Annotated in this window: 25 protein-coding genes; 14 read left to right on the top strand and 11 right to left on the bottom strand. The window is 64.8% G+C overall.

Annotated elements, in window-relative coordinates:
* Window positions 1-262, bottom strand: a 262-nt coding sequence (locus tag QRN45_RS18640; protein WP_284764267.1) for a universal stress protein, incomplete at its 3' end; no start/stop codon positions are given.
* A 258-nt stretch (window positions 263-520) separates the two neighbouring features.
* Between QRN45_RS18640 and QRN45_RS18635 the strand changes: the two genes are divergently transcribed.
* Window positions 521-991 carry a DUF805 domain-containing protein gene (locus tag QRN45_RS18635; RefSeq protein WP_502870734.1) on the top strand — a complete coding sequence of 157 codons (471 nt, stop codon included), beginning with the start codon at window positions 521-523 and terminating at the stop codon, window positions 989-991.
* Here QRN45_RS18635 and QRN45_RS18630 read toward each other — a convergent pair.
* From QRN45_RS18630 to QRN45_RS18620, 3 genes are read right to left on the bottom strand one after another with little or no spacing between them, the layout of a single operon-like run.
* Window positions 982-1,485, bottom strand: coding sequence for a GbsR/MarR family transcriptional regulator (locus QRN45_RS18630; protein ID WP_284764265.1), 504 nt, complete (start codon window positions 1,483-1,485; stop codon window positions 982-984). The genes QRN45_RS18635 and QRN45_RS18630 overlap by 10 nt on opposite strands.
* On the bottom strand, window positions 1,482-3,104 hold the full coding sequence (locus QRN45_RS18625) for an ABC transporter permease (protein ID WP_284764264.1): 1,623 nt from the start codon (window positions 3,102-3,104) through the stop codon (window positions 1,482-1,484). The genes QRN45_RS18630 and QRN45_RS18625 overlap by 4 nt, the downstream gene beginning before the upstream one ends.
* Before the next feature lies 1 nt (window position 3,105).
* Window positions 3,106-4,089: an ABC transporter ATP-binding protein gene (locus tag QRN45_RS18620; protein ID WP_241708348.1), complete on the bottom strand. Its 984-nt coding sequence runs from the start codon at window positions 4,087-4,089 to the stop codon at window positions 3,106-3,108.
* 189 nt (window positions 4,090-4,278) lie between these two features.
* Between QRN45_RS18620 and QRN45_RS18615 the strand changes: the two genes are divergently transcribed.
* From QRN45_RS18615 to QRN45_RS18575, 9 genes are read left to right on the top strand one after another with little or no spacing between them, the layout of a single operon-like run.
* Window positions 4,279-4,563 (top strand): hypothetical protein, encoded by a 285-nt coding sequence (locus QRN45_RS18615; protein ID WP_241708349.1) that lies wholly within the window; start codon window positions 4,279-4,281, stop codon window positions 4,561-4,563.
* On the top strand, window positions 4,563-5,498 hold the full coding sequence (locus tag QRN45_RS18610; RefSeq protein ID WP_241708350.1) for an FAD:protein FMN transferase: 936 nt from the start codon (window positions 4,563-4,565) through the stop codon (window positions 5,496-5,498). Before QRN45_RS18615 ends, QRN45_RS18610 begins: the two co-directional genes overlap by 1 nt.
* Window positions 5,495-6,064 (top strand): ferric reductase-like transmembrane domain-containing protein, encoded by a 570-nt coding sequence (locus tag QRN45_RS18605; protein ID WP_241708351.1) that lies wholly within the window; start codon window positions 5,495-5,497, stop codon window positions 6,062-6,064. The genes QRN45_RS18610 and QRN45_RS18605 overlap by 4 nt, the downstream gene beginning before the upstream one ends.
* Window positions 6,061-7,284: an NADH-ubiquinone oxidoreductase-F iron-sulfur binding region domain-containing protein gene (locus tag QRN45_RS18600; protein ID WP_284764263.1), complete on the top strand. Its 1,224-nt coding sequence runs from the start codon at window positions 6,061-6,063 to the stop codon at window positions 7,282-7,284. The genes QRN45_RS18605 and QRN45_RS18600 overlap by 4 nt, the downstream gene beginning before the upstream one ends.
* Window positions 7,281-7,505 carry a ferredoxin gene (locus QRN45_RS18595; RefSeq protein ID WP_241708353.1) on the top strand — a complete coding sequence of 75 codons (225 nt, stop codon included), beginning with the start codon at window positions 7,281-7,283 and terminating at the stop codon, window positions 7,503-7,505. Before QRN45_RS18600 ends, QRN45_RS18595 begins: the two co-directional genes overlap by 4 nt.
* Before the next feature lie 37 nt (window positions 7,506-7,542).
* On the top strand, window positions 7,543-8,214 hold the full coding sequence (locus tag QRN45_RS18590) for a response regulator transcription factor (protein ID WP_241708354.1): 672 nt from the start codon (window positions 7,543-7,545) through the stop codon (window positions 8,212-8,214).
* Window positions 8,211-9,503, top strand: a complete 1,293-nt coding sequence (locus tag QRN45_RS18585) for a sensor histidine kinase (protein ID WP_284764262.1) — start codon at window positions 8,211-8,213, stop codon at window positions 9,501-9,503. Before QRN45_RS18590 ends, QRN45_RS18585 begins: the two co-directional genes overlap by 4 nt.
* A gap of 59 nt (window positions 9,504-9,562) precedes the next feature.
* Window positions 9,563-10,978, top strand: a complete 1,416-nt coding sequence (locus QRN45_RS18580; protein ID WP_241708356.1) for a ferredoxin reductase family protein — start codon at window positions 9,563-9,565, stop codon at window positions 10,976-10,978.
* Window positions 10,975-11,469, top strand: a complete 495-nt coding sequence (locus QRN45_RS18575; RefSeq protein ID WP_078105280.1) for an FMN-binding protein — start codon at window positions 10,975-10,977, stop codon at window positions 11,467-11,469. The genes QRN45_RS18580 and QRN45_RS18575 overlap by 4 nt, the downstream gene beginning before the upstream one ends.
* Before the next feature lie 12 nt (window positions 11,470-11,481).
* Here QRN45_RS18575 and QRN45_RS18570 read toward each other — a convergent pair whose 3' ends face one another.
* The 3 genes from QRN45_RS18570 to QRN45_RS18560 are packed head-to-tail and all read right to left on the bottom strand — an operon-like array spanning window position 11,482 to window position 13,300.
* On the bottom strand, window positions 11,482-12,435 hold the full coding sequence (locus tag QRN45_RS18570) for a hypothetical protein (protein WP_284764261.1): 954 nt from the start codon (window positions 12,433-12,435) through the stop codon (window positions 11,482-11,484).
* Window positions 12,432-13,133: a cytochrome b N-terminal domain-containing protein gene (locus tag QRN45_RS18565; RefSeq protein WP_284764260.1), complete on the bottom strand. Its 702-nt coding sequence runs from the start codon at window positions 13,131-13,133 to the stop codon at window positions 12,432-12,434. The genes QRN45_RS18570 and QRN45_RS18565 overlap by 4 nt, the downstream gene beginning before the upstream one ends.
* Window positions 13,130-13,300 carry a hypothetical protein gene (locus QRN45_RS18560; protein WP_284764259.1) on the bottom strand — a complete coding sequence of 57 codons (171 nt, stop codon included), beginning with the start codon at window positions 13,298-13,300 and terminating at the stop codon, window positions 13,130-13,132. Before QRN45_RS18560 ends, QRN45_RS18565 begins: the two co-directional genes overlap by 4 nt.
* Before the next feature lie 121 nt (window positions 13,301-13,421).
* On the opposite strand from QRN45_RS18560, the gene QRN45_RS18555 reads away from it, so the two are divergent.
* Window positions 13,422-13,907, top strand: a complete 486-nt coding sequence (locus QRN45_RS18555) for a pyridoxamine 5'-phosphate oxidase family protein (RefSeq protein ID WP_284764258.1) — start codon at window positions 13,422-13,424, stop codon at window positions 13,905-13,907.
* Window positions 13,908-13,943: 36 nt separating this feature from the next.
* On the opposite strand, the gene QRN45_RS18550 is transcribed toward QRN45_RS18555, so the two are convergent.
* Both QRN45_RS18550 and QRN45_RS18545 read right to left on the bottom strand, forming a co-directional pair.
* On the bottom strand, window positions 13,944-14,825 hold the full coding sequence (locus QRN45_RS18550; RefSeq protein WP_284764257.1) for a universal stress protein: 882 nt from the start codon (window positions 14,823-14,825) through the stop codon (window positions 13,944-13,946).
* Window positions 14,826-14,886: 61 nt separating this feature from the next.
* Window positions 14,887-15,330: a pyridoxamine 5'-phosphate oxidase family protein gene (locus tag QRN45_RS18545; RefSeq protein WP_241708361.1), complete on the bottom strand. Its 444-nt coding sequence runs from the start codon at window positions 15,328-15,330 to the stop codon at window positions 14,887-14,889.
* 194 nt (window positions 15,331-15,524) lie between these two features.
* On the opposite strand from QRN45_RS18545, the gene QRN45_RS18540 reads away from it, so the two are divergent.
* Window positions 15,525-15,773: an SHOCT domain-containing protein gene (locus QRN45_RS18540; RefSeq protein WP_284764256.1), complete on the top strand. Its 249-nt coding sequence runs from the start codon at window positions 15,525-15,527 to the stop codon at window positions 15,771-15,773.
* A gap of 18 nt (window positions 15,774-15,791) precedes the next feature.
* Here QRN45_RS18540 and QRN45_RS18535 read toward each other — a convergent pair whose 3' ends face one another.
* A complete protein-coding gene (locus QRN45_RS18535) occupies window positions 15,792-18,200 on the bottom strand; it encodes a phosphoketolase family protein (protein ID WP_284764255.1) in 2,409 nt (802 codons plus the stop codon).
* Between the two features lie 250 nt (window positions 18,201-18,450).
* Between QRN45_RS18535 and mgtA the strand changes: the two genes are divergently transcribed.
* Entirely contained in the window at window positions 18,451-21,138 is a 2,688-nt protein-coding gene (mgtA, locus tag QRN45_RS18530) for a magnesium-translocating P-type ATPase (protein WP_284764254.1), read from the top strand.
* Here mgtA and QRN45_RS18525 read toward each other — a convergent pair.
* Window positions 21,125-22,306 carry an acetate/propionate family kinase gene (locus QRN45_RS18525; protein WP_284764253.1) on the bottom strand — a complete coding sequence of 394 codons (1,182 nt, stop codon included), beginning with the start codon at window positions 22,304-22,306 and terminating at the stop codon, window positions 21,125-21,127. The two genes, mgtA and QRN45_RS18525, sit on opposite strands and share 14 nt — an antisense overlap.
* Before the next feature lie 176 nt (window positions 22,307-22,482).
* On the opposite strand from QRN45_RS18525, the gene QRN45_RS18520 reads away from it, so the two are divergent.
* On the top strand, window positions 22,483-23,340 hold the full coding sequence (locus tag QRN45_RS18520; RefSeq protein ID WP_284764252.1) for a universal stress protein: 858 nt from the start codon (window positions 22,483-22,485) through the stop codon (window positions 23,338-23,340).
* Window positions 23,341-23,351 lie beyond the last annotated feature (11 nt).

The raw sequence follows: 23,351 nt of genomic DNA, 5'->3' as shown, positions 1-23,351 counted from the left end.
CGGGGCTGCCGGGGAACAGCACGGTTTTTACCTGGACCGATGGCTCCAATTCGCCGGCATATGCTGCGGTTTTGCTCAGCAGTTCGTTTGCTGCGGCCTTGGTCACCTCGCTGGAATGGGCTGATTCGTCGAGCCATCGAGTGTCGACGGCGTGAACGAGCAGCACCGGGAGTTTCCGTCGTGCCGCCCGGTTCATTGCCCAAGCCAGCGCGGCCCGGCTCGCCTGGGTGTCAACGACGCCGACAACGATTGGTTTTTTCATGACTTTGTCCGCCTCCATGAAATGTGGCTCCCGCGTTCCGGGTGCTTTACGCACCATCCTCTGCTCGTTTGGCCCAGCCCGGCAGGGCCGGAAGTCCCGTTAGCGACGCTCGTGACGCCGCCGGGGCCAGGGACCGACTGCGCCCGCGGATCCTAGGCGGTGTCACCTGTCCCAGGCGGGGCTTTGTGCCCTGTTCGGACAGGCGGGACACGGCCTAGCATTCCGGTGTCGAATAGTCTGCATGGAAGGGCTTGAATGATGTCCGGCTATCAGCCCCAGAGTCTTCCCCCGGGTGAAGTCCCGCTTGAATTGCCTTACTACGGAGCCCCGCCGGTCGAGGCCGTTAAACGATTCTGGAAAAAGTACGCAATCTTCCACGGCCGCGCTAGCCGCAGTGAGTATTGGTGGTGGTTCCTCGCCTCTGCCATTGTCTCAGGGGTCATCAATGCGGCCGGTGCTACAGGAAACGGCAACACCGGCACCTCGACGGCCCTTGGCGGCCTGTGGTTCCTGGCGACGGTTGTGCCTTCACTTGCCTTGGGCGCACGGCGCCTCCACGACGCGAATCTTAGTGCGCTCTTCTTGTTGCTCGCTCTGGTTCCGGTGCTCGGATGGATTGCGTTGCTCGTGTTTGTGCTCCTGCCGGCCAATCCCAGGGGTCAGCGCTTCGACCGATGGGTGCAGGCATATCCGCCGAACCCTCCGCAGCCGTATCCGCCTCAGGCTTGAAGCCCAGGCGGAGTCGGAGCGGCCTGGACCTTGACCCGCATGTGCTCCCACTCATCGAGGAGCGCAGGCAGCCTGGTCATGAGGAACCGGTAGAAGGCGCCCATCTCGCTCACCCTCGTCCTCGCCGGCGATCCTTCCGGGAGGCTTGACGCTGTGGAGTCGGCGAGCTCAGCCAGGCGCTGGTACACGGGGTTCTGCCGCAGGGAGGCGACGTACCACGCATTGGCGGGGAGGGCATAGCGGTCGCGCCTGCTGCCAGGCTGCGAGACCCGGTGGACGAAACCGACAGTTTGCAAGTACCGCACGGCGCCGGATACCGCGGCGGCGCTCGCGCCCAGTATCTCGGAGAGCTCGGCCGCGGTCAGCGAACCGTCGTCGGAGACTACAAGGGCCATAAGGGAACGGGCCGGCATCTTGGGGAATCCGGCGGCCGTAAGCACCGCGGCGGACGTCTCGGCGGCGTCGGGCATCCGGGCGATGCCGGAGTCTGTCATGCCGTGCCCACCTCCCGGCGGCGCACAGCCGCAAGCGCGAGCGCCGTGACCACGACGGCGATGCCGAGCATCCAGAAACCGCCACTCCAGTCGGTTCCGGTGCTTGTGGTGACGGGGGTGCGGGTGAAGGGTGAAAGGTCCCGGATCCTCTGGTCGAGGCCGAGCATGCCACCGTAGACGCCGAGGACAACGCCGATGCCCAGGAGCGCCCAGCCGGCAGGGATGGTGGCCCGGGGCCAGACGACGAAGACTGCGGCGGGCAGGGCGAGGTAGATGAGTGCTGCCGGGAGCTGGTCGACGGCAGTTTGCCAGACCTCGCCTGCGGAGCCTGAGGTATCTCCGGACGCAACGAGGGAGGCCCATGCTCCGACGGCGGTGAACGCCATCACCAGCACCACCGAGACCGTGCCGAGTCCGAGGAAGCTGCCCAGCCAGCGCATCCGGCCCACGGATCCGGCCACGACGGGCTCGGCAGTTCCGGCCGCCTCTTCCTGGCGCAGGCGCAGGACGGCCTGGAGGCCGCACGCCGCGGCAAGGATCCCGGCTACCTCGAACAGGGCAGCGACGAGGAGCTGGGTCATGGATGTGCCCTGTGCCTCGATCATGCCGCGAAGCACGGCCGTGATTTGGGGGTTGGAGGTGATCGAGGACTGGATCGCGGCCCCGAGCGAGCCTGTGAGGAGGCCCGTGGCAAGGCCGCCGATGCACCAGCCGATGATCGCGCCCTCCTGGAGGCGCAGAGCGAGGGAGAAGCTCCCGCGCAGCCAGGGCCGGGCGTTGGCGCGTCCGGATCGTCCGGCGAGTACGCTCGCACCGACGTCACGGCGGGCCATGAGGGCTACGACGACGGCGGTGCAAGCCGCCCCAAGCGCGAGTGGCAGGAGCAGCGGCCACCATCGGTTGCCCGTGTAGGCGAAGGTCTGCTGGCCCCAGCCGATGGGGGAGACCCAACTGGGCCACGCCGCCGTCATGGTCATTCCGTCGGGACTGACCTGTCCGGTCGCGTCGCCGAAGCCGCGCAGCAGGTATGCAACCATCACGAGCGCCGAAGAAATGCCGTTGGCTCCCCGCGATGTACTGAAGAACTCCGAGGCCAACAGGCCCACGCCGAGGAAGGCGAAGCCCACGGCGCCCGTGGCGAGACCGGCCACAAGTGAACCCGCGGGGTCAAGCCCGCCGGCGATGAAGCCGAGAGCAGTGGCCATGGCGACGACCACATTGGCCACCATGGCGTGAAGGACGGTCGCCCCGAGGGGGGCCCACCGCCCTGCGGCGGTGGCGGAGACGATCTCGGCCCGGCCCGACTCCTCTTCGGCCCTGGTGTGGCGGACGGCCATGAACGTATTCATGAGTCCCGCAAGGAGGGCCAGGAACGCGAAAATCTCGAAGAACGTGAACGAATCGAGCGCCGGGCCGCGCGGGAGGCCGCGCAGCACGAGGATCGCGGGCGCCGCGGTCGCGAGCTGCAGCACCTGCGCGCGCGTAGCGTCGTCGCCGAAGGACTTCGCTATGGCCGCGACGGCGAGCAGTGCGAGCCCGCCGATCGAGAGGATCCAGACGATGATCTGCCAGCGGTCCCGGCGCAAGCGCTGCCGGTACAGGATCCACAGCGCGCCCATCTCAGGCTCCCGCCGCGGCGGCTCGATGGCGTCGGTGATGGGTGCCGCCGTCGTCCGCAATCTGCGGGACGGTCTGGGCGACGGTGTCGCCATAGTGGCGCAGGAACAGCTCTTCGAGCGACGGAGGCGCGACGAGCAGGCCTTTGACCCCGAGCGTACCGAGAAGGGGCAGCACCTCGTGGACGCGGTCGGAATCGGCGCCGAACTTGACGCGCCCCTCAACCACGGTGAGGTCGTGGACCTGCGACAGTGCGGCGAGGGCATGGGTGTCCACGCTGTCCTGCGCGAAGGAAACCTCCGTGCGGGTGAGGTGGCGCAGCGCATCGAGCGTGCCGCCGTCGACGATCCGGCCGGCGCGGATGATGCTGACGCGGTCGGCGAGCTGCTCGACTTCGGAGAGGATGTGGCTTGAGAGCAGGACTGTCGCGCCGTTCTCGCGCACGATCCGACGGATTTCTCGAGTGAAGGCGGCCTCCATGAGCGGGTCAAGGCCGCTCGTCGGCTCGTCGAGGAGATACAACTCAGCGTCTATGACGAGGGCGGAGATGAGCGCGACCTTCTGGCGGTTTCCCTTCGAATACGCGCGGCCCTTCTTGCCCGGGTCGAAGTCGAAGAGTTCGCAGAGGTGATGTTTGCGCTCCTTGTAGGCGGCGTGGTCCACAGCGCCGTCGCGGAGGCGGGAGAGGAGGTCGATGGCCTCTCCGCCGGAGAGGTTGGGCCAGAGGCTCACGTCTCCCGGGATGCTCGCGACGCGGCGGTGGAGTTCGACGGCGTCCGCCCACGGATTCATGCCCAGGACGCTCGCGCTGCCCGACGACTGCCGGGCCAGACCGAGGAGGATGCGTAGCGTGGTGGTTTTTCCCGCGCCGTTCGGCCCGAGGAAGCCGTGGATCTCGCCTTTGTGGACCTCGAGGTCGAGGCCGTCGAGCGCTTTGACGCGCCCGAAGTTCTTGTGCAAGTCGACAGTCTGGATGACGGTGTCCATGACCACAAACGTACGCAGTTTTCACAAAATCTTGAATGATCCAAAGGCCCTTGTTTTCCGGCGCGGTTCGTGCATGGGGTTCAGTATTTCCACACAGCTTCTACACAGGAAACGCTTAGCCGAGGCCAACTCTGGCGCTCCTAGAATTAACACAGCGACATCGGTCAAGCACCAGCCAAGGAGGCTGCCATGAACTCCAGGGAAAGTGGCCACAGGATCGCCCGTCAAGTGACATCGTGGGTGGGTGCCGCGAGCGTGGCCGGCGCCGTGGTCGTCGGTGCGGCCGTCTCGGCTCCGGCCGCGGCAGGCAATACCTCTTCGGGCAATACCTCTTCCGGCGACACGTCTTCCGGCAATACGGGGCAGTCCACCACTCCAAACTATGGCCCGCGCCACCACTACTCATCCACCTCGCCGGTGCAGCCCCTCGGGCCCGGATCAACCGCCCCGCAGGGCCGATCGTCAGGATCCTGATGGTAACGGCGGCGCGGCGCTGGGAGCTATGGGGCACCGAGGCATGTGTCATCGTCACCGAGCCATCGATGCTTGACCGGGCCGTCGATCTATGTCGGGACGTCTGCCACGGCGTTGAGATGGCGTGCAGCCGTTTCCGCGACGATTCGGAACTCATGATCCTCGGCAGCCGGCTATCCGAGGGGCAGGAAATCAGCGACGTACTCGCGGCGATCGTCCGCAGCGCATTGGCTGCTGCGGAAATGACCGACGGGGATGTGGACCCGACAATCGGGAGCGCGCTGCTTGGACTCGGGTATGACCGCGACTTCGCCCTTCTCGACGTGCCCAGGAACCGGGCGGCGGAGCCGCAGGGATCACTTGCCGTGACAACAGTTGCCCCGGCCTGGACCCGCATAGGACTTGCCGGAAACAGGCTTGAAGTGCCCAAGGGCCTCATGCTTGACTTTGGTGCGATCGGCAAAGCCTTGGCGGCCGACTGGGCCGCGCACCGGATTTCGTCAACGCTTGGCTGCGGTTCGATGGTGAGCCTGGGCGGCGATCTGGCCACCGCAGGGGAGGCGCCCCCGGAGGGGTGGGTGGTGCTGGTCCAGGATTTGCCGGACGATCCTTCGGGGTGCGTCCGGCTGCGCTCCGGCTACGCGGTGGCCACATCAAGTACGCAAAAGCGCCGATGGAGCCATTCCGGCCGACAAGTCCACCACATCATCGACCCGCACACGGGATTGCCGGCGGAAGCCTTCTGGAGGACGGTGACGGTGGCGGCGAAAAGCTGCGCGGAAGCCAATACAATCTCCACCGCATGCGTGGTGCGGGGCCGCCGCGCGCCGTCGTGGTTGCGGGACTTAGGCGTGCCTGCCCGCTTGGTTGACAGTGCAGGCAGGGTATCCACCTGCGGTGGCTGGCCTCCGGACGAGATGGCGGGTCAATCATGAACGCCGTCTTCGATCAGGCTCTTTGGGCTGTGGGCCGAGGCTCCGGCGTGGTGGCCCTCGTGCTCCTGACACTTTCCGTCCTGCTGGGAATTGGCGTCCGCTCCGGGCGGGCTGTCGTGGGGATCCCGCGGTTTGCGGTCACGTTGGTGCACCGCAATGTCTCACTCTTTTCGCTCTTGTTTGTTGTGGTCCATGTTGTGTCCTTGCTCTTTGATCCATTCGCCCAACTGAGGCTGGTGGATTTCTTCGTTCCCTTCCTGGGCGCATATCAGCCGTTCTGGCTCGGACTTGGGACGATCGCCTTCGATCTCCTGATCGTCGTGACGATCACCGCTTTGCTTCGCAACAAGATCGGTCCCAGGGCGTTCAAGGCCGTGCACTGGCTGGTCTATGCGATGTGGCCCGTTTCGGTGCTTCATGCCATCGGAAACGGCACGAACGGCCGCGAACCCTGGTTCCTCGTCCTTGCGGTGCTGTGCCTGCTGGCAGTGGGAGGGGCCATCGCGTGGAGGTTGCACGAAGACTTTGTCGAATACCGGAACGTGCGCAGCCAGGACACCCGATGACGTCGGACCAGAGCACCATAAGCCGCCGGGACCATGTTGCCGGTCCGGCCGGCGCAACACGATTGTTTGCCGCCGGTTCAGCCGATTTGGCAAGTCACGAGGCTGTCTTTGGTCCGCTTCCGGCAATGGACCTGGCTCCGTTGATCGACGAACTGTTGCAGTCCGGGCTGGATGGCCGCGGAGGGGCAGGGTTTGCGGCTTGGCAGAAGCTGGCGTCGGTCCCCGCAGGTGGACGGCGGCCGGTCGTCGTCGCCAACGGCGCGGAAGGCGAACCGTTGAGCCAGAAGGACGCAGCCCTGCTGCACAACGCCCCCCATTTGGTGATCGACGGCATCCTGATCGCAGGCCGGAGCCTTGGCGCCAGGGAATTGCATTTGTATGCCGGCGCGGAGCAGCTGGTTCCCGTCGCCCGCGCTTTGGAAGAGCGCCGGGAGGCCCGTATACGCCTGCACGAAGCACCGGATACGTTTATCTCCGGAGAAGCGACTGCGGCTGTCAGTGCTATTTCCGGGGGCCCGGCTATCCCGCGCGACCGAACAAAGCGCCTGAGCGACAGCGGACTGAATGGGCGGCCGACCCTGGTCCACAACGTGGAGACACTGGCGCATCTCGCTCTGATCTCCCGCTTCGGTTCTGCGTGGTTCCGCGGCGTCGGAACCGGCTCTGCACCCGGGTCCAGACTCATCACCCTGTCCGGGAACGCGGCCGGACCAAGAGTCTACGAGATCCCGACCGGCGTGCGCCTGACGGAGGTCCTCCTGGGTACCGGCATCGAGCTGCCCTCTGTCCGCGCTGCTCTTGTGGGCGGGTACCACGGCACGTGGCTCGCCGCGGACCAGATCGACGTACCGTTCTCAAAGGAAGGGCTGGCCCCTGTGGGTGCCAGGACAGGTGCGGGGATCGTCATGACGCTGGGGTCCGGGTCCTGTGGCCTCGCGGCTACCGCTGACATTCTGGCCTACTTGGCCGGCCAGTCGGCGCGCCAGTGTGGTCCTTGCACCAACGGCCTTCCCGCCATCGCAAGGCTGTTCGCGCGCCTGGCTTACGGTGACACCACCGGGAAGCTTCCGCAGGAGATCCGCCGGCTCGCTGTTCTCGTGACCGGCCGGGGCAGCTGCGCCCATCCGGACGGGACAGCACGGCTTGCCTCCAGTGCCCTGATGGCTTTTGCCTCCGACGTCGAAGCACACCTGCGCGGGCGATGCGAGGCGCTGCGATGACCGGGGGAAAGGTGCCCCGCACCACAATGCACATCGACTGGACCCGTTGCGACGGCCGGGGCCTGTGCATCGAATTGCTTCCGGAACTGCTCACCCGAGACGATTGGGGATACCCGCTCGGCCGTGGCGGCTCCGAAATCGCCATCCCCCGGAACCTGGAAGACGCGGCCCGGGACGCAGTGGCGCTGTGCCCGACGCAAGCGCTCAGCCTGCACCAATGACGCCGTTGGCCCCAGCTCCGCCGCCTATACTCCGACTATGAATGAGATGAAGCCGCGCGTTCTTTTGGTCGAGGATGACGTGGAGCTTCGGGCGATGTTGGAGGAGTTGCTGCTCGGCGAGGGCTACGAAGTGTCCAGCGCTTCGGATGGACAGAAAGGCCTCCACCTCGCGCTGACCGGGGAGTTCGACGTCCTGGTTCTAGACCGGGGCCTCCCGGTCATGGACGGGTTGAACCTGTTGACGAAACTGCGCAGGGAGGGCGTCGAGACGGTTGCGCTCATTTTGTCCGCATTGGGCAATCCTGCGGACAGGGTCGAGGGGCTCGACGCCGGTGCGGAGGACTACCTGTCGAAGCCGTTCGACGTCGAGGAACTTCTGGCCCGGCTGCGTGCCTTGCGACGGCGGCATATCGCCACCGCGACGACCCTGCGGATCAGCGGTGGTCATTTTGACCTCGAAGCGCGCAGCGTGACCCGCTCTGATGGTTCCGTCGTGGTGCTGTCCGAACGGGAAAGCGCCTTGCTGGAGGAGCTGGCACGCTGGCCGAACCGGGTCTTCGGGCGTGGCGAGATCCTGGAATACGTCTTCCCGAACGCCGAGGAGGCAGGGGTGGTCGATACGTATGTCCATTACCTCCGGCGGAAGCTGGGACGGGGGAGCGTGCGGACGGTTCATGGCGTCGGCTACAGGATCGGCACGCTCGCATGAAGGGCCAAGCCGAGGACGAACTGCAGCGTTCCTCTTGGCGGCTGGCCCTGCAGACCGGAGCTTTGTTGGTGCTGCTTTTGGTGGCGATTGCCGGATCGGTACTTTTGATTGTCAGCACGAGCCAGGCCAGCGCAGCCCAACGCCTCCTGACCACCGCCACCGAGCACGTGGACTCGATCGTTGACGCCCCCGCCGGAACCTGGCTCGCGATCTCCAACCAGGGCGTGTTGACGGTGTCCCCCGGGATGCCCTCCGGACTGCCGGACCTCAAGGCCATCGAGGCGGTCGCCGCCAGCGGAGACGCCGCCCAGGAGGACGTTTCCATAGCTGGCCGCCCGTACACCGTCCGGACCGCCGATTCCGGAAACCGGGTAGTCCAGGCAGTGTTCGATCGCCACGAGAATCTGGAGGAATTGAATCGGCTGGGCCTGGCCCTGTTGTTGACTTGCGGCGGAGCGGTGGTGTTGGCGAGCCTTCTGGCGGTGTGGTTGGCCCGGCGAGCCATGCGGCCCATGGCCGAGGCCCTCGACCGGCAGCGGCGATTCGTCGCAGATGCAAGCCACGAACTGCGCACGCCGCTGACCCTGCTGAGTATGCGGGCGCAAATGCTGCGGCGCCGTGTGGCATCTTCTCCGCTGCAGGAACCGCCGGCAAGCATCGAGGCGGACGTGGATGCCATGGTTGAAGATTCGCGCTCACTGACCCGTCTGCTCGAAGACCTGCTCATCTCGGCGGATTCACGGAGGATCGAGCTCACGGAGATCGACGTCGTGGCACTGGCGGACGACGTCGTCGAGTCGTTTTCCGTCTCCGCCGCGCGTCGCGGTGTCACGGTTGAACGAAGTGGACTAACCGGGCCGCTGGGAATCATTGCCGCTCCAACGGCGCTGCGCCGGCTTTTCGTGGCGTTACTGGACAACGCCGTCCGTTTCGCCCGGGAAAGGGTGGACGTGGCGGTAACGGCAGACGCGAGGACCCTGGTCATCACGATCCGCGATGACGGGCCCGGATTTGCCGACGATGTCCGGCCACGGGCCTTCGAGCGATTCGCAACCGCGCCGCCAGCCGACGCCGCTCCGGAGGACGGCACCGCGGCGCGCCACTATGGTCTCGGACTCGCCCTCGTGGCTGAAGTGGCCGCGCAGCACGGCGGCCGGGCGGAAATCGCTGCGCAACCGTCCGGAGCGGCAGTCGTGGTGCATCTGCCGATCCGAAGGAACCAAGGGAACTCTCCAGCAGCCGGTTCCTGGTTAAGCGCCTTTGTTTCCAGGGTTCGAAGAATGTTCTAAGAACCCGAACCTAGCATTGCGAGCATGAGCAGACCATGGGGCGCCCGCGGAGGTAGCAGATGACGGCCCGGGCCGGAGCGACGGACCGGACGACCACCCAGCGGCGGATGCCACAACGGGCGCGTTATCTGCGGCGGGCACGCCTGGCGGACTTCTTGGAAACCATCGTCTGGTTGTCGGTCGCCCTCGTACTGGCACTGTTCCTGGCGGACAGCGGATTGGTGGAGTTCAAGACCGTCCCGGGCGCCTTTACCGCCGTCGGCATCATTGCGGGGCTCGTAGGAACCGACCTGATGCTGATCCAACTCCTCCTTGCGGCGCGGCTCCCGGTCATTGACCGGGCCTTTGGCCACGACCGGGCCTTGTTGGTCCACCAGCGCTTGGGCAAGCCCGTCTTCTACCTCATTTCCTCACATGTGCTGCTGCTCTGGGTCGGCTACGCGCTGACGTCGCGATTGAACGTGTTTGCGGAGATATGGGACATGTTCATCTCGCTGCCTGACATGAAAGTCGCCTACCTGGGGTACGCGCTGTTAGCCATCGTCGTGATCACCTCACTGGTACTTGTCCGGCGGAAGTTTTCCTACGAGGCATGGCATGTTGTCCACTTCCTTGCATATGGCGCCGTTCTTGCCGCCCTGCCGCACCAGTTCAGCACCGGGCAATTGTTCGCGGACGGAACCTGGGCGCGCTACTACTGGCTCACGCTCTACCTCGGGGTCGCGGCGGCTCTGCTGGTCTATCGGTTCATCATTCCCGTGGTGCGGACTCTGCGGCACGACCTTCGGGTGAGCAACATCGTCACCGAGGCGCCGGGCGTGTACTCCATCGAGATGACCGGACGATCGCTTGCGGACCTTCGGGTCCGCGGCGGCCAATTCTTCATCTGGCGCTTCTGGTCACGCGGGCTCTGGTGGCACGCCCACCCCTTCTCGCTCTCGGCGGCCCCCGGGGTCCTTCGTCTCAAAGTCACCGTTCGTGAGCTGGGAGGCGGAACCGCCGAATTGAGTGCTCTCCCGATCGGCACCAGGGTAAGCATCGAAGGACCCTACGGACTCTTCACAGACCGGGCCCGGACTACCCGGCGGGCTGTTGCGGTCGCGGCCGGCATCGGAATTACGCCCATCATCTCCTTGCTGGAGCAGGGCGACTTTGCTCCCGGCGAGATGACGGTGATCGTCAGGGCGCCGGACGAGAAGGGTCTGTACCTCTACCGCGAGCTCCAGAAACTGTGTGTCAAGAAATCTGCAACGCTCTACGTCCTGTTGGGGCGTCGGCCGAAAAGGGGCCACGACAGCTGGCTTCCGGCCCGCGAGGCCAGCCACCGCATGAGCCTGTCCACGATCGTCCCCCATGTGCGGGACGCCGACGTGTTCGTGTGCGGGCCGAGCGACTGGACAGACCTGGTGGTTGAGGACGCAAGACGCGCGGGCGTGCCCCGGTTCCGCATCCACTACGAAAGGTTCAGCTGGTGAGGGCCCGTAGCGCCGTACTGGCCGGCCTCGCTTCCGCCGCCGTCCTCCTGATCGGGTGGCATGCCGGAAACCAAGCTGATTCCGCATCCAGCCGCACCACAACGAAGGCGGCCAATCCGCCGTCGGGCACCGGAACGCTTTCCGGGCCGGGCAGCCCGACGGCGGGAAGCACCAGCGCCGGTCCCGCGGGCCCGGTCGCTTCCGGTGCGAAAGATGGAACCTTCGACGGCAGCCAGATCCAGACCCGGTACGGCACGGTGCAAGTCCAGGCCGTGATATCCGGCGGCAAGATCGCCGACGTGGTGCCGCTGCAGCTCACCGACGTCGGGTCCCTGTCCGGTGAAATCGACCAGCAGGCCGTGCCGATGCTCAAATCCGAGGTGCTATCGAGCCAATCAACAAACGTGGACACAGTGGGAGGGGCTACCTACACGAGCGAGGGCTACCTCAGCTCGTTGCAGGCGGCGCTCGACGCAGCGAACTTCAAGTGAACGCGCGCGGGACTAGCGGTGCTTGTAGTAGTCCCTCCAGATCAAGCGGTGCACGGGTATGCGGCGTGGCAAGGACCTGAGTCCGGGGATGAAGGGCACCAGGGTCAGGAGCAGCGTCAGGATCACCATGGAAAACACCACAAGGACATCGGCGTTCGGCGATGATTTGAACGGTTCCACTTGGTAGAGGGCGGAGAAGAGCCACAGCCAGGACTGGCCGGGATAGTTCCCGGTTTCATTCATCATTCCCCACTGATCGCCCGTCAGGTGCTGGGCGTCGGCGAGGCCAGGGAAGTAGGTACCGTCACCGAGGAACAGGATGCTGGCTTTGTAATCGGTGTTGTAGAAGGAGCCCTTTGCGCTCATTACCGGATCAAGTGCGCCTTGCTGCGCCATGGCCAGAAGTGCCCCGGTGAGGGCCGGTACGGGGCCGAAGTCGCCGGGACCCACTTTGGCCGGGTCGTTGTCCGGAGCTTTGCTGAGGGCGTCCGTGTAGGCGGCAGTCCACGCAGTGTGTTGCGCGTCGCTTGCCTTCGTCCATTCCTCGACCGCCGCCGGGGGTGTCGGAAGGGTCTGGAGGGGAGTGATGACGAAGTCGCTCGCGGTGTCGATCGGTAGCCGCACGCCCGAAAGGCTCTGAAGGTCGACAGGGCCGAGTTTTTGCGAGGCATCGGGCGTCGAATTGTAGGGCGGTCCATACCCGGCGGTATGGCTCGTACCGCCAAGTTCCGCGGTTGCCGTTGCCACGAAATCCGCGGGCTGGGCCTGGGCCCATGACTTGAGGGTCACGCTGGGGTCGTCCGGCGAGCTGAAGACTGCTGAGAGCCCAAGGACAAGCAGCCCGACAACCACCAGGCCCACAGCAAGTTCCTTGAACAGGTCGTATTCGCGCAACGTGCCGGTCCATGGCCTGCTGGCGATGTCATTTCGTGCGCGCCATGACGTTGACCCTGGAGCCTTGCTCATTTCGTGTCCTCGCTGTCAGTGGCCGGGTTTGGCGCCGTCGATCGTAGCTGGGCATCGGATGCTGCAGCCTCCAACGGGGGTACCACCCCGTGCATCCGTACGAGCACGACGTGAAGGGCGACGACGACGGCGACCACCAAGGGAAGGAGCGTGATGTGCCACATGAGTAGCTGGCCTAGATCGGCGACGTTGAACCACGCACCTATACCGACCGCGTTGAGGGCGTCTTTTGCCTGGAACGCAATCCACTGCGAATCGAAATTTGTTTGAAGGAGGTATCCGGTGAAGGCGGTGACAATCGAGACGACGAATGCGAGCATCCCGGTGATCCACGTCAGCACCCTGCCGCCCCGCCAGGCAGCCATCCAGAATTTGCCCCAAAGGTGGATCACCATGAACATGAAGAACAGTTCAACGCTCCACAAATGGGTGCTGTTGATGAAACGGCCCAGGCCGGAGACGTGGAACCAGGTGGGTCCGTTCAACGCCAGTACGGCACCGGAACCGAGGATGTAGACGAACGCTGCAACGGCGCCCATGCCGAAGACGTAAATCCAGGACGATACGTAGCTCGGCTGGCCTTCGGGAAGCAGCTTGTCCGGTGGCAGCCGGCGCAAGGCCCAGCCCCGGGCCTTTCCTGTCCAGGTGGAAAAGCGTGGCTCGTCGTCAGTCGGAACGGGCGCGCGGTCAACCCTCATTTTCGACTCCTTCGGCCTGGAAACGGAACCACCAGGGCGAGAATGAATAGCACGACCATAACCGCAATCACCATCAGATTGCCGAATTGGATGAGGAAGTCACCCCACTGGAAATAGATTCCGGGATCCGGCATTCCAGCATCCGACTGTTCAATTCCGAGCATCATGGCCTCTTTCGACGAAGGGCGTTCCTGAGGGTGAGAACCTGTCCTTAGAACGAAACGCTACAAGCTTGCTGGCCAACAGACACGGGTCCAAGGGCCCTATTGGATGGTGCGGGCGGCGTGCATGCTGGAATGGCTTGGAATGCCGCAATCGAAAGGACTGACCATGTCACCGGATACCGCGAACCCCGTGGAGGTCCTGAACGAGGAAGAATGCTGGAATATCCTTTTGGGTGCGACGCTCGGGCGGTTGGCATTGAGCATCGCCAATGAACCCGAGATCTATCCGATCAATTTCGTTGCCCACGACCGAAAAATTCTCCTCCGGACCAATCCCGGGGAGAAGCTGTTCGCGCTCACGATCAACGACAAAGTTGCGTTCGAGACGGACGGGGTCGGTAGCGAATCGGTCTGGAGCGTGGTGGTTAAAGGCAGGGCGCGGCAATTGGAATCCGGTGCCGAGATAGAAGCCGCAGAGAGGATTCCGCGCCAACAATTGACCTCTACCAAGAAGCGGGTTTTCGTTGAGATCATCCCGACGTCCATTACCGGGAGGCGCATTCACCGGGGGCCGGAAAGTGACGAGCTGGCCCCTGGCGACTTGTACTGAACAGCAGCTGTTCACAGGAGATCTCAGCAGGAGATCTCAGCTGGGCCGGCGCACAACCAGGACCGGGCAGCTGGCGTGATGAAGCACAGCGTGGGCGGCCGAACCGATGGTACCCCGTATGAGTCCGCGTCCTTTCGTCCCGACGACGATGATGGAGGCATCTTGAGCCTCCGCCAGAATCGTGCCCGGGATTGATGAGCCGATCGGAGATCGTATCTGGAGATCAAGGCCCGGAACTGATTCTTGGGCATTCCGCGCCGCGGAGTCGAGAACGGCCTGGACGAGGAGATCTGCTTGGTCTTGAGTCGGGGTGCCCGCGTTTTGGAGATGGCGGGGAACCCAGTGTTCCTTCCGGACGTGCACCACTCGAAGGGCTGAACCCGCCAATGCAGCCAGGGTGCAGGCGTGCCGAAGCGGTAGTTCCCAATCGTCGACGTCGACGCCGACGACTACCGGCCCGCCGGGGTGTTCTCCGCAGCGGATGACGGCAACCGGGCAATCGGCTGTTGCCGCGAGTTCCAGGCTGACGGAGCCGATCAGCAGTCCCTTGAATCCCCCTGCGCCCCGGGTGCCGGTAACGAGCAGCGCGGCACCGGAGGAGAGGCTCCTGAGGTGTTCGGCCGGCCATCCAAAGACCAGCGTCGTTTTGACAGCCAATCCGGGAACCGTGTCATGGACCTGTTCCACGCCATCGGTCAGAATGTCCTCCGCAGCGATGTCCTCCGCCGCGCGTCGCAACCCGCTGCCTTCGACGCCCGGCATCGGACCTGGCTCGGGGGTGATTGCCGGCCACAGGGAACTGTGGACCAAGTGGAGTCTGCAGTTCCGCTGAGCCGCCTGGCGGGCAGCCCAGCGGACGGCCGGGACAGCCGCGGCGGACCCGTCGTACCCAACGATGATTTCTTCCGCGGTATCCATGGTCTCCTTGCCCGTGAGCGTGTGTGAAACTGGAATGGCTCCGGGCTCACTTTCGATGGGCTCACTCCAGATGCACGTGGCGTCCGGTGACCCTGTGTGCCTGGATCCGGATAAAGAGGTTCCGTGCTCCACCGGCCCACGGCTCGGCCATGACCCTTCCCCATAGCCGGGTCAGCAGGTCCTTGTCCTCAACACGGGATGAGGCCCCACTGACCAGTACCGACCAACCTTCGGCCCGATCGGCACGTGAATCGTCTATTTGAAAGGACGACCCGAGCGACGGGACTGCCTCGGCGATGGATCCATCTCCGGCCGTACGGAAGTAAATGGACTGTCCGTCGACCAGGTAATTCACGGGGAGGATTACCACCCTGCCTTGCTCAACAAAGCCAAAGCGGCCGGTGGTGTTTGAACGCAGGAGTTCCCAGCACTGTTCCTGGCTGAGTTCTTCCGCGACGTGCAGTCCGCCGTCAACGCGGCCTGCGTCCATGCTGGGGAGTGACATGCCTGCTCCTATATTCGATCGTCCGGGACACGATCGCGGGGATGAAGCCCCGCAACTCCCTGCAGCCTATTGAGCGCCCTTCTCCTGCTGTAGGGCCGAAAGACCCGGCGGTGTGACTAAATGCCCTGTGGGAGGGATCAGTAACGGGCGACACTGGATGCAGGGACGCAATCGAATTCAAAGGGAGATTGGCCATGATGTGGGGATGGGGTGGAAACTTCGGCACCGGCGGCTGGATTGTCATGGGGCTGATGATGTTGTTGGTCTGGGGTGGCATTGCCACCTTGGTTGTCCTCCTGCTGAGGGGAAACCACTCGGTCGGACGGGGTTTCCAAGGGCCACCCGATGATTCCGAGCGTATCCTCAATGAGCGGTTCGCCCGGGGAGAGATCGACGAAACAGAACTCACGGCTCGCCGGGCTGCTCTCAGGCGCCGAGAATGACCCCCTCTCACACAGACGTCAGGGAACGGGCGGTGTCCAGACCCAGTCCCGGATTTCCGGGAGGTCTTCGAAGTGCTCCAGGATGTAGCGCGTGTGCGCATCCAGCTGCCTGCGGCAGAAGTCGACAAGTTCATCCGCGCCCATGACTTGCCGGTGAACACGCCGCAGCGCTTCGAGGACCAGGTGGTAGCGGCTCATCTTGTTCAGGACCACCATGTCGAAGGGGGTGGTGGTGGTGCCTTGTTCGTTATAGCCGCGGACGTGGAACCGCTCCGGGCGGGGTCTTCCATGCAGGAGTTGGTGCAGGGCCCGGGCGTAGCCGTGCCAGGCCATGATGACTTCTCCGTCTGCCGTGAACAGCTCTTCGAACTTCTCACCGGACAGGCCGTGGGGGTGGGTGTCCCGGGGCGGCAAAATCATGGCATCCATGACGTTGACAACGCGGACCACGAGTCCGGGCAGATGCTCTTGCAGCAACCAGGCTGCGGCCAGCGTCTCCTGGGTGGGGATGTCCCCCGCGCAGGCCAGGACGACGTCGGGCACTGCCCGGGCGCCGTCGGTTTGCTCGTTCCCGGCCCAAGACCAAATGGACGCACCAGCCGCGGCATGGCGCCTTGCCTCCTCCAGGGTGAGGTACTGCGGGTGCGGCTGTTTGTCCACGACCACCAGATTGACGTAGTCCTTGCTGCGCAGGATGTGGTCGGCGGTGACGAGGAGGGTGTTAGCGTCCGGTGGCAGGTAAACGCGGGTGACCGTCCCTGACAGGGACAGCACCGTGTCGATCAGTCCGGGCCCCTGGTGGCTGAAGCCATTGTGGTCGTTGCGCCAGCAGGTGGAGGTCAGGAGAATGTTCAGGCTCGGCACGGGGGCATGCCATTCAAGTTCCCGCGCATGCTGGAGCCATTTGGCGTGTTGGACGGTCATCGACGCGCTGACCATCGCGAAGGCCTCATAACTAGCGAAGAGTCCATGGCGGCCCGTGAGGAGGTATCCTTCCAGCCAGCCCTGGCACAGGTGTTCGGAGAGGACTTCCATGACCCTGCCGCCCGGCGAGACATGGTCTTCGGCCAGGGCATGGTCGAAGGCCCTGGCCGGTTCCAGGAGACAGCGGTCGGTGGCCTCGAAGACTGCCCCGAGCCGGTTGCTGTTGGTTTCGTCAGGGCAGAAGAGCCGGAACCGTGCATCGGCGGCCGTGGCGATGTAGATGTCCCGGAGCAGTTCACCCAGGGGCCTGGTGGTCTCGAGGATGATCGATCCCCGCGGGGAAGCCGGCACCGCGTACCGTTCCAGCTCGGGGATCTCAAGGGCAGCCCCGGTCCCGCCCCGGCCTGCACGGGCTGCGCCCATGCGGAGGCTGCCCTCCGGAGCGAGCGCGGCCACTTCGGTGACGAACCGGCCTGTGTTGTCGAAGAGGGATTCCGGCCGGTACGAGCGCATCCAGGCCTCCAGCTGGGCCAGGTGTTCAGGATTCTCGCGGACGTTTGCCAAGGGCACTTGGTGCGAGCGAAAGGTTCCTTCGACGGGGACCCCGTCCACCACGGCTGGCCCGGTCCACCCTTTGGGCGTCCGCAGGATGATGGCAGGCCACGGGGCCGGGCCGTGCACGCCCTGGCTGCGCGCTGTGGATTGCAGTTCGCGGATACTCCCATACGCCCCGTCCATCGCTGCGGCGAGGGCATGGTGGACAAGTCGGGGATCGTCGCCGGAAACCGTCACCGGATCCCAGCCATGGGCCCTAAGCAGCGCCTCGACGTCCTCGTCGGATCTCCGGCCGAGAACGGTGGGGCCAGAGATCTTGTACCCGTTCAGGTGGAGTATCGGCAGCACGGCGCCGTCCCGGGCCGGATTGAGGAAGGATGGCGCTTTCCATGATGCTTCCAACGGGCCGGTCTCGGCTTCGCCATCGCCGATGACGCAAGCGACGATCAGCCCGGGGTTGTCCATGGCCGCGCCGGTGGCGTGCATCAAGGAGTAGCCAAGCTCGCCTCCCTCGTGGATGGAACCGGGAGTGGCCGGACCGACATGGCTCGCGATCCCGCCCGGCGTCGAAAACTGCCGGACAAGACGCCGGAGTCCTTGGAGGTCCATCCCCGCTTTGGGATAGATCTCCGAGTAGGTGCCCTCCAGATAGAGGTTCGCGACGACGGCGGGGCCGCCATGGCCCGGACCCGCAACGAACAGGATTTCCGCCGAAGTTCGTTTAATCAGACGATTTAGGTGGGCGTAGATCAACGACAAACCGGGGCTGGTTCCCCAGTGCCCAAGGAGCCGGGGCTTGATGTGGTGGGGGAGCAGCGGCTCCCGCAACAGGGGGTTTTCCTGGAGGTAGATCTGGGCCACCGTGAGGTAATTGGCTGCGGACCAGTACCGGTTCAGTAACTCGAAGTCCTCGCTCGAAGCTTCCGTAAGGGAGGTTCCGGTTTCCATGGGTTTGCCTCTTCCGGGGTCGACGGCCTGCCGAATGCACGCGTCTCTGGTGCCTGGACTGTTCCGGTCTTCACGGTGTCAGATGCTCGGCCGGGGCGGTTAGGGCCATAGGGCCCTGGGCTGCGCCGCTGTGGCAGTCTCTAGGCAGCCGGATCTCGGCTAGTGCACGCGCGGGCTCCAAGCACCTTTCCCAAGCCTTACCCTTATCCCAGGGCGACTCCCTCAGGCGACGCATTCGAACGGATAGGGCATGTCAGATATCAACGTCAAGGAACGGCACTCAGTCCAGCTGCCGATCAACGAGGCCGCATGCCTTCCTCCGGACCAAGTGCTCGAACACCTCGGCTCCGGCCCGACCGGCCTGACGAACCAAGAAGCCGCCGCGCGCCTTGCAGAACTCGGCCCCAACGCCGTGCGGACCCACCGGGCCAACGGCTGGGCGGTGTTGGGCCGGCAGTTCGCCAGTCCCATCCTCATCCTGCTGATCATCACGGCCGGCCTGTCCCTGTTCCTGGGCGATGCCACCAATTCGATCGTGATCGGCGTGATCCTCCTGGTCAGCGTGGGTTTGGGCTTCACCAACGAGTTCCGCGCCGAACGCGCGTCCGAAGCCCTGCACTCCCGCGTGACCCACCGCGCCACTGTGCTGCGCGACGGAACCACGGAGGACGTCAACGTGACCGCATTGGTGCCAGGCGACGTCGTGCACCTGAGCCTGGGCGCGATCATCCCCGCCGACATCCGCCTGCTCAGCACCAAGAACCTCCTCTGCGACGAGAGCATCCTGACGGGGGAGTCCCTGCCAGCCGGGAAGGATCCGGCTCCTGTGGCGCCCGGCTCGTCCCTGGGCGACCTCGCCTCCTGCATCTTCATGGGAACTGTCATCCAGTCCGGCGGCTGCACTGGCGTCGTGGTAGCGACCGGGGCCCGCGCCGAATTCGGCCGTATCGCGCTGGGCCTGGGAGAACGCCAACCCCAGACCGAATTCCAGCTCGGGCTGAAGCGGTTCTCGTTCCTGCTGTTGCAGGTGGCTATCGGCCTCACCACGCTGATCTTCATCGCGAACCTGCTGTTGCAGCGCCCGCTCGTCGAGTCGCTGCTGTTCTCCCTCGCAATCGCCGTCGGCATCACGCCGCAGCTGCTGCCCGCCGTCGTGAGCACCAGCCTCGCTACCGGCACCCGCCAGCTGGCCCGGCGGAAAGTGTTGGTCAAACGACTGGTCTGCATCGAGGACCTGGGTGACATGGACATCCTGGTCACCGACAAAACCGGCACCCTCACTGAGGGACGCATCAGTTTCACCGGAGCGCTGCCCGCCTCACCGGAGGTGTCCGACGTCGAACTCGTCACCTTGGGTCTGCTGGCCACTGAAACCGACTATGCCGAGGCCAAGCAATCCACGGCCGGGCAGAACCCGCTCGACGCCGCACTGTGGGAAAGCGCCCGGGCCGCGGCCTTTGATCCCGACCGCTTCGAGCGCCTCGACTTGATCGACTTCGACCACCAGCGCCGCCGCACCAGCGTCCTCGTGCGGGAAGCCGGCGGCCCGGCACGTCTGGTTACCAAGGGCGCCCCGGAAGACGTCCTCGCCCTCTGCGGGCCGACGCCGCCGAATGTCCAGGCCATGCTGGATGAACAGTTCGACGCCGGATCGCGCGTCGTCGCGGTGGCTACCCGCCCATCCCCGGAGCTGAGTAAGATCACGCCTCCCGACGAAAAGGCCCTCGTCCTCGCAGGATTCCTCGTTTTCCTCGATCGCCCCAAAGCGAACGCGAAAGAATCGCTCGAACGCCTGGCCACGCTGGGAATCTCCGTGAAGATCGCCACGGGAGACAACGCCAAAGTCGCCGAAAAAGTCTGTTCCGAGCTCGGTGTGATTTCCGGTGGAACGCTTGTCGGCGCGGACGTTGACGCTCTGTCCGATACCGAATTGGCCGCCGCCGCCCGGCAAGCCACCATCTTTGCGCGTGTCTCGCCCGAACAGAAGGCGCGGATCATCACACTGCTCCGCCAAAGCGGCGGAGCAGTGGGCTTCATGGGCGATGGCGTCAACGACGCCCTGGCCCTTCACAAAGCGGACATCGGGATCTCCGTGGACAGCGCCACGGACGTCGCCAAGGACGCTGCCGATGTGGTCCTTTTGGAAAAGGACCTGGGCGTCCTTGGCGAGGGCGTGATGGAGGGCCGGAGGATCTTCGCGAACACCATCAAATACGTGCTGATGGGAACGTCCAGCAACTTCGGCAACATGTTCAGCGCCGCCACGGCGTCGGTGGTACTGAGCTTCCTGCCCATGCTGCCGGGGCAGATCCTGCTCAATAACCTGCTCTACGACAGCGGCCAGCTGGCCATCCCTGGCGACCGCGTGGACAAGGAACAGCTGCTGGCACCCTCGCACTGGAACATCGCCTTCATCCGGCGCTTCATGTTCCTTTTCGGGCCGATCAGCTCAATCTTCGACTTTGCGACCTTCGCGCTGATGCTTTTCGTTTTCAACGCCGTCCCGGGGGAGTTCCGGGCGGGTTGGTTCATCGAATCGATCGCCACGCAGACCCTCATCATTTTCGCCATCAGGACCCGGCGGGTTCCGTTCCTGCGAAGCCGTCCTTCAGTTGGCCTGTTGAGCGCCTCCTTGGGAGTCGTGGCCGCGGGGATCTTCCTGCCGCTGTCACCGTTGGCCGGCCTGTTGGGTTTCGATCCTTTGCCGGTGCCGTTCTTCCTGGCTCTGCTAGGGATGGTGGTCATCTACATGGTCATGGTGGAATTCGCCAAGAGCGTGTTCTTCTCCCGCGCCGCGCAGCAGTTGCCGGGCGTGCCGACGCGGATCCGGCGTCGGCCGGAAACCCACCGCATCTCCCGCCGCGCCGCCCGCTTCAGCGCACCGGTTGTCGCGGTTGTGCCAAGGCGTCCAGTGCGTCGGCGGCCTAAGGGTCAATAGCGGCGTCCCGTTGACACGCCGGATCATCCGAAAGAACGACGGCGGCTGTCGCCTCCGCGATAGCCCGTTCCTCGTCACTGGGGACGACCAGGACAGGAAACCTTGATCGGTCGGTGCTGATGGTGCGGATGCCTGTGTCCCGGGACTGGTTCCTGACCTCGTCGACGTAGAGACCGAGCGGCCCGAGCAGCGACAGCACGCGCGACCTGAACTCGATGGAATGCTCACCGATCCCACCGGTAAGAACCAGTGCCTCGGCCCCGCCGACAGCCATGTTGTAGGCGGCGATGTATTTTGCCAGCCGGTAGGCGGCCATGTCGGAGGCGAGGATGGCCCGGGGATCCCCGCGTAGCGCTGCGTCCTGAACCGAGCGCATGTCGGCTGAACCGGCCACGCCCAAGAGGCCTGCACGATGGTTGAGGAGATTATCGACCTCATCCGGGCCGAGGCCGCGGCGCTGGAGAAAGGTGACAACGGACGGGTCAAGATCACCGGAACGGGTACCCATGACCAGCCCCTCCAGCGGTGTCATACCCATCGAGGTATCGGCGCTGTGGCCGTTCCTAACCGCGGTGACGGACGCGCCATTCCCAAGGTGCGCGACAACAGCGTTCAGTGAAGCTACCGGGACGCCAAGGAACGCCGCTGTGTCGCGGCACGCCATCTCGACGGAGATCCCGTGGAAACCGTACCGCCGGATCCCGTGTTTCGTATACAGGGCCTCGGGAACGGCATAGCGGGACGCAAACTCAGGCATCGTGTGGTGGAATGCCGTGTCGAATACAGCGACCTGCGGCGTATCCGGCCAACGCTCGGCCGCTGCCCGCATGCACGCCACACTTGCCGCGTTATGGAGCGGCGCCAACTCGCCAAGTTCCAGGATGGTTGCCATGATGTCCGGGCTGACGCGGACGGGGGAGCTGAAGCGTTCCCCGCCATGGACCACCCTGAACCCGATTGCGTCTGGGCGTTCCCCGCACGGCATGTCCCGGACGGCAGCATCGATCTCGTCGAACACGTTGCCAAGGAAGACGGGATCCAGCGTGCCCCCTTGCGTGCCGCCGATGGCCCGTTCCAGCAGGATCCCGGGCTTAACTTCAGATGTGCCGATTCGGCGCAGGTGGTACTTCAAGGATGAGGAACCTGGATTCAATACAAGGATCAGCACGCCGATGTCCTTTCACGAAGACCGCGCGGTACCGGGCTTTCGGACGCGATCCCCCTCAGGGAACATAACCCGGAAACTGCGTGCGCTGGGAGGGTCTTCCGGCCCTTGCATGTCACCTTTGCAGCCGACGAAACTGGGGAGAGATTGCCGCTGGTTCCAGGAAGGCACGTGCGCTCGTGAAGAAGAATGTTCTCGTTGGTGTCGACGGGTCCGCGGTCGGCAGTGCTGCCGTGGACTGGGCCGCCGAACGGGCCAGGGATCTGGGACTTCAGCTCAACCTGGTCCATGCCGTTCCTGAGCCATGGGCGTTCCCGGAGAAGGCCCTCCACGACGGCGCGACCGCACAAGCCAAGGACCTGCTGAAAGGCGAGGCAGCACGGGTCACCGCACGGTTTCCCTCCCTTGGGGTAGTTACGACGCTCAGTTCCGGAGAGCCCGCCGAGACCATGCGCAAGCTTTCTGCGGACGCGGAAATGGTGGTCGTGGGAACGGACAGGCGCCCCGGCAACCACGGCGAAGGATTTGGTTCCGTCAGCTTTCAGACCGCGGTCATCAGCCATTGCGCTGTCGCCATTGTGCCTGCGCGTTCAACGCGTGAGTCATCCGGCGTAGTGGTTGGTGTCGATGGCTCCCCGGACTCCGAGCTCGCCGTCGAGTGTGCCGCTGACGAGGCACAGCGGATGCGGCAGGAACTCGTGATCGTCCATGCTGGTAGCGGCCGTGATCCTGTCGCGTCAGGGACACCGGGGCGCGGGACCGGGGCTGCAGAACCTGGGCTCGATGGGCACGCGCTGTTGTCCAAATCGGTCAAGGGCCTGGAGGAGCGGCACCCGGGTTTGGCCATACTCAAGATCCTGGACCTTGAGCGCGCGCCGGCGGAAGCGCTCCTGGACGCCGGTGCCCGTGCGCGGCTGCTGGTCATGGGCTGCAAAGGAAGAGGCGGTGCCCGCGTGCTGGTCGGCTCCGTGGCTCAGCACGTGCTACTCAATGTCCGGTGCCCCACGCTGATAACGCGTCTGTCCGTGGCTTCATAGTATTCGGAGCC

It is taken from the genome of Arthrobacter sp. efr-133-R2A-63 (assembly GCF_030209795.1).
Lineage (GTDB): Bacteria > Actinomycetota > Actinomycetes > Actinomycetales > Micrococcaceae > Arthrobacter > Arthrobacter bambusae_A.
The sequence above is the reverse complement of the archived record's forward strand: the minus strand, read 5'-3'. Positions and strand labels throughout refer to the sequence as shown.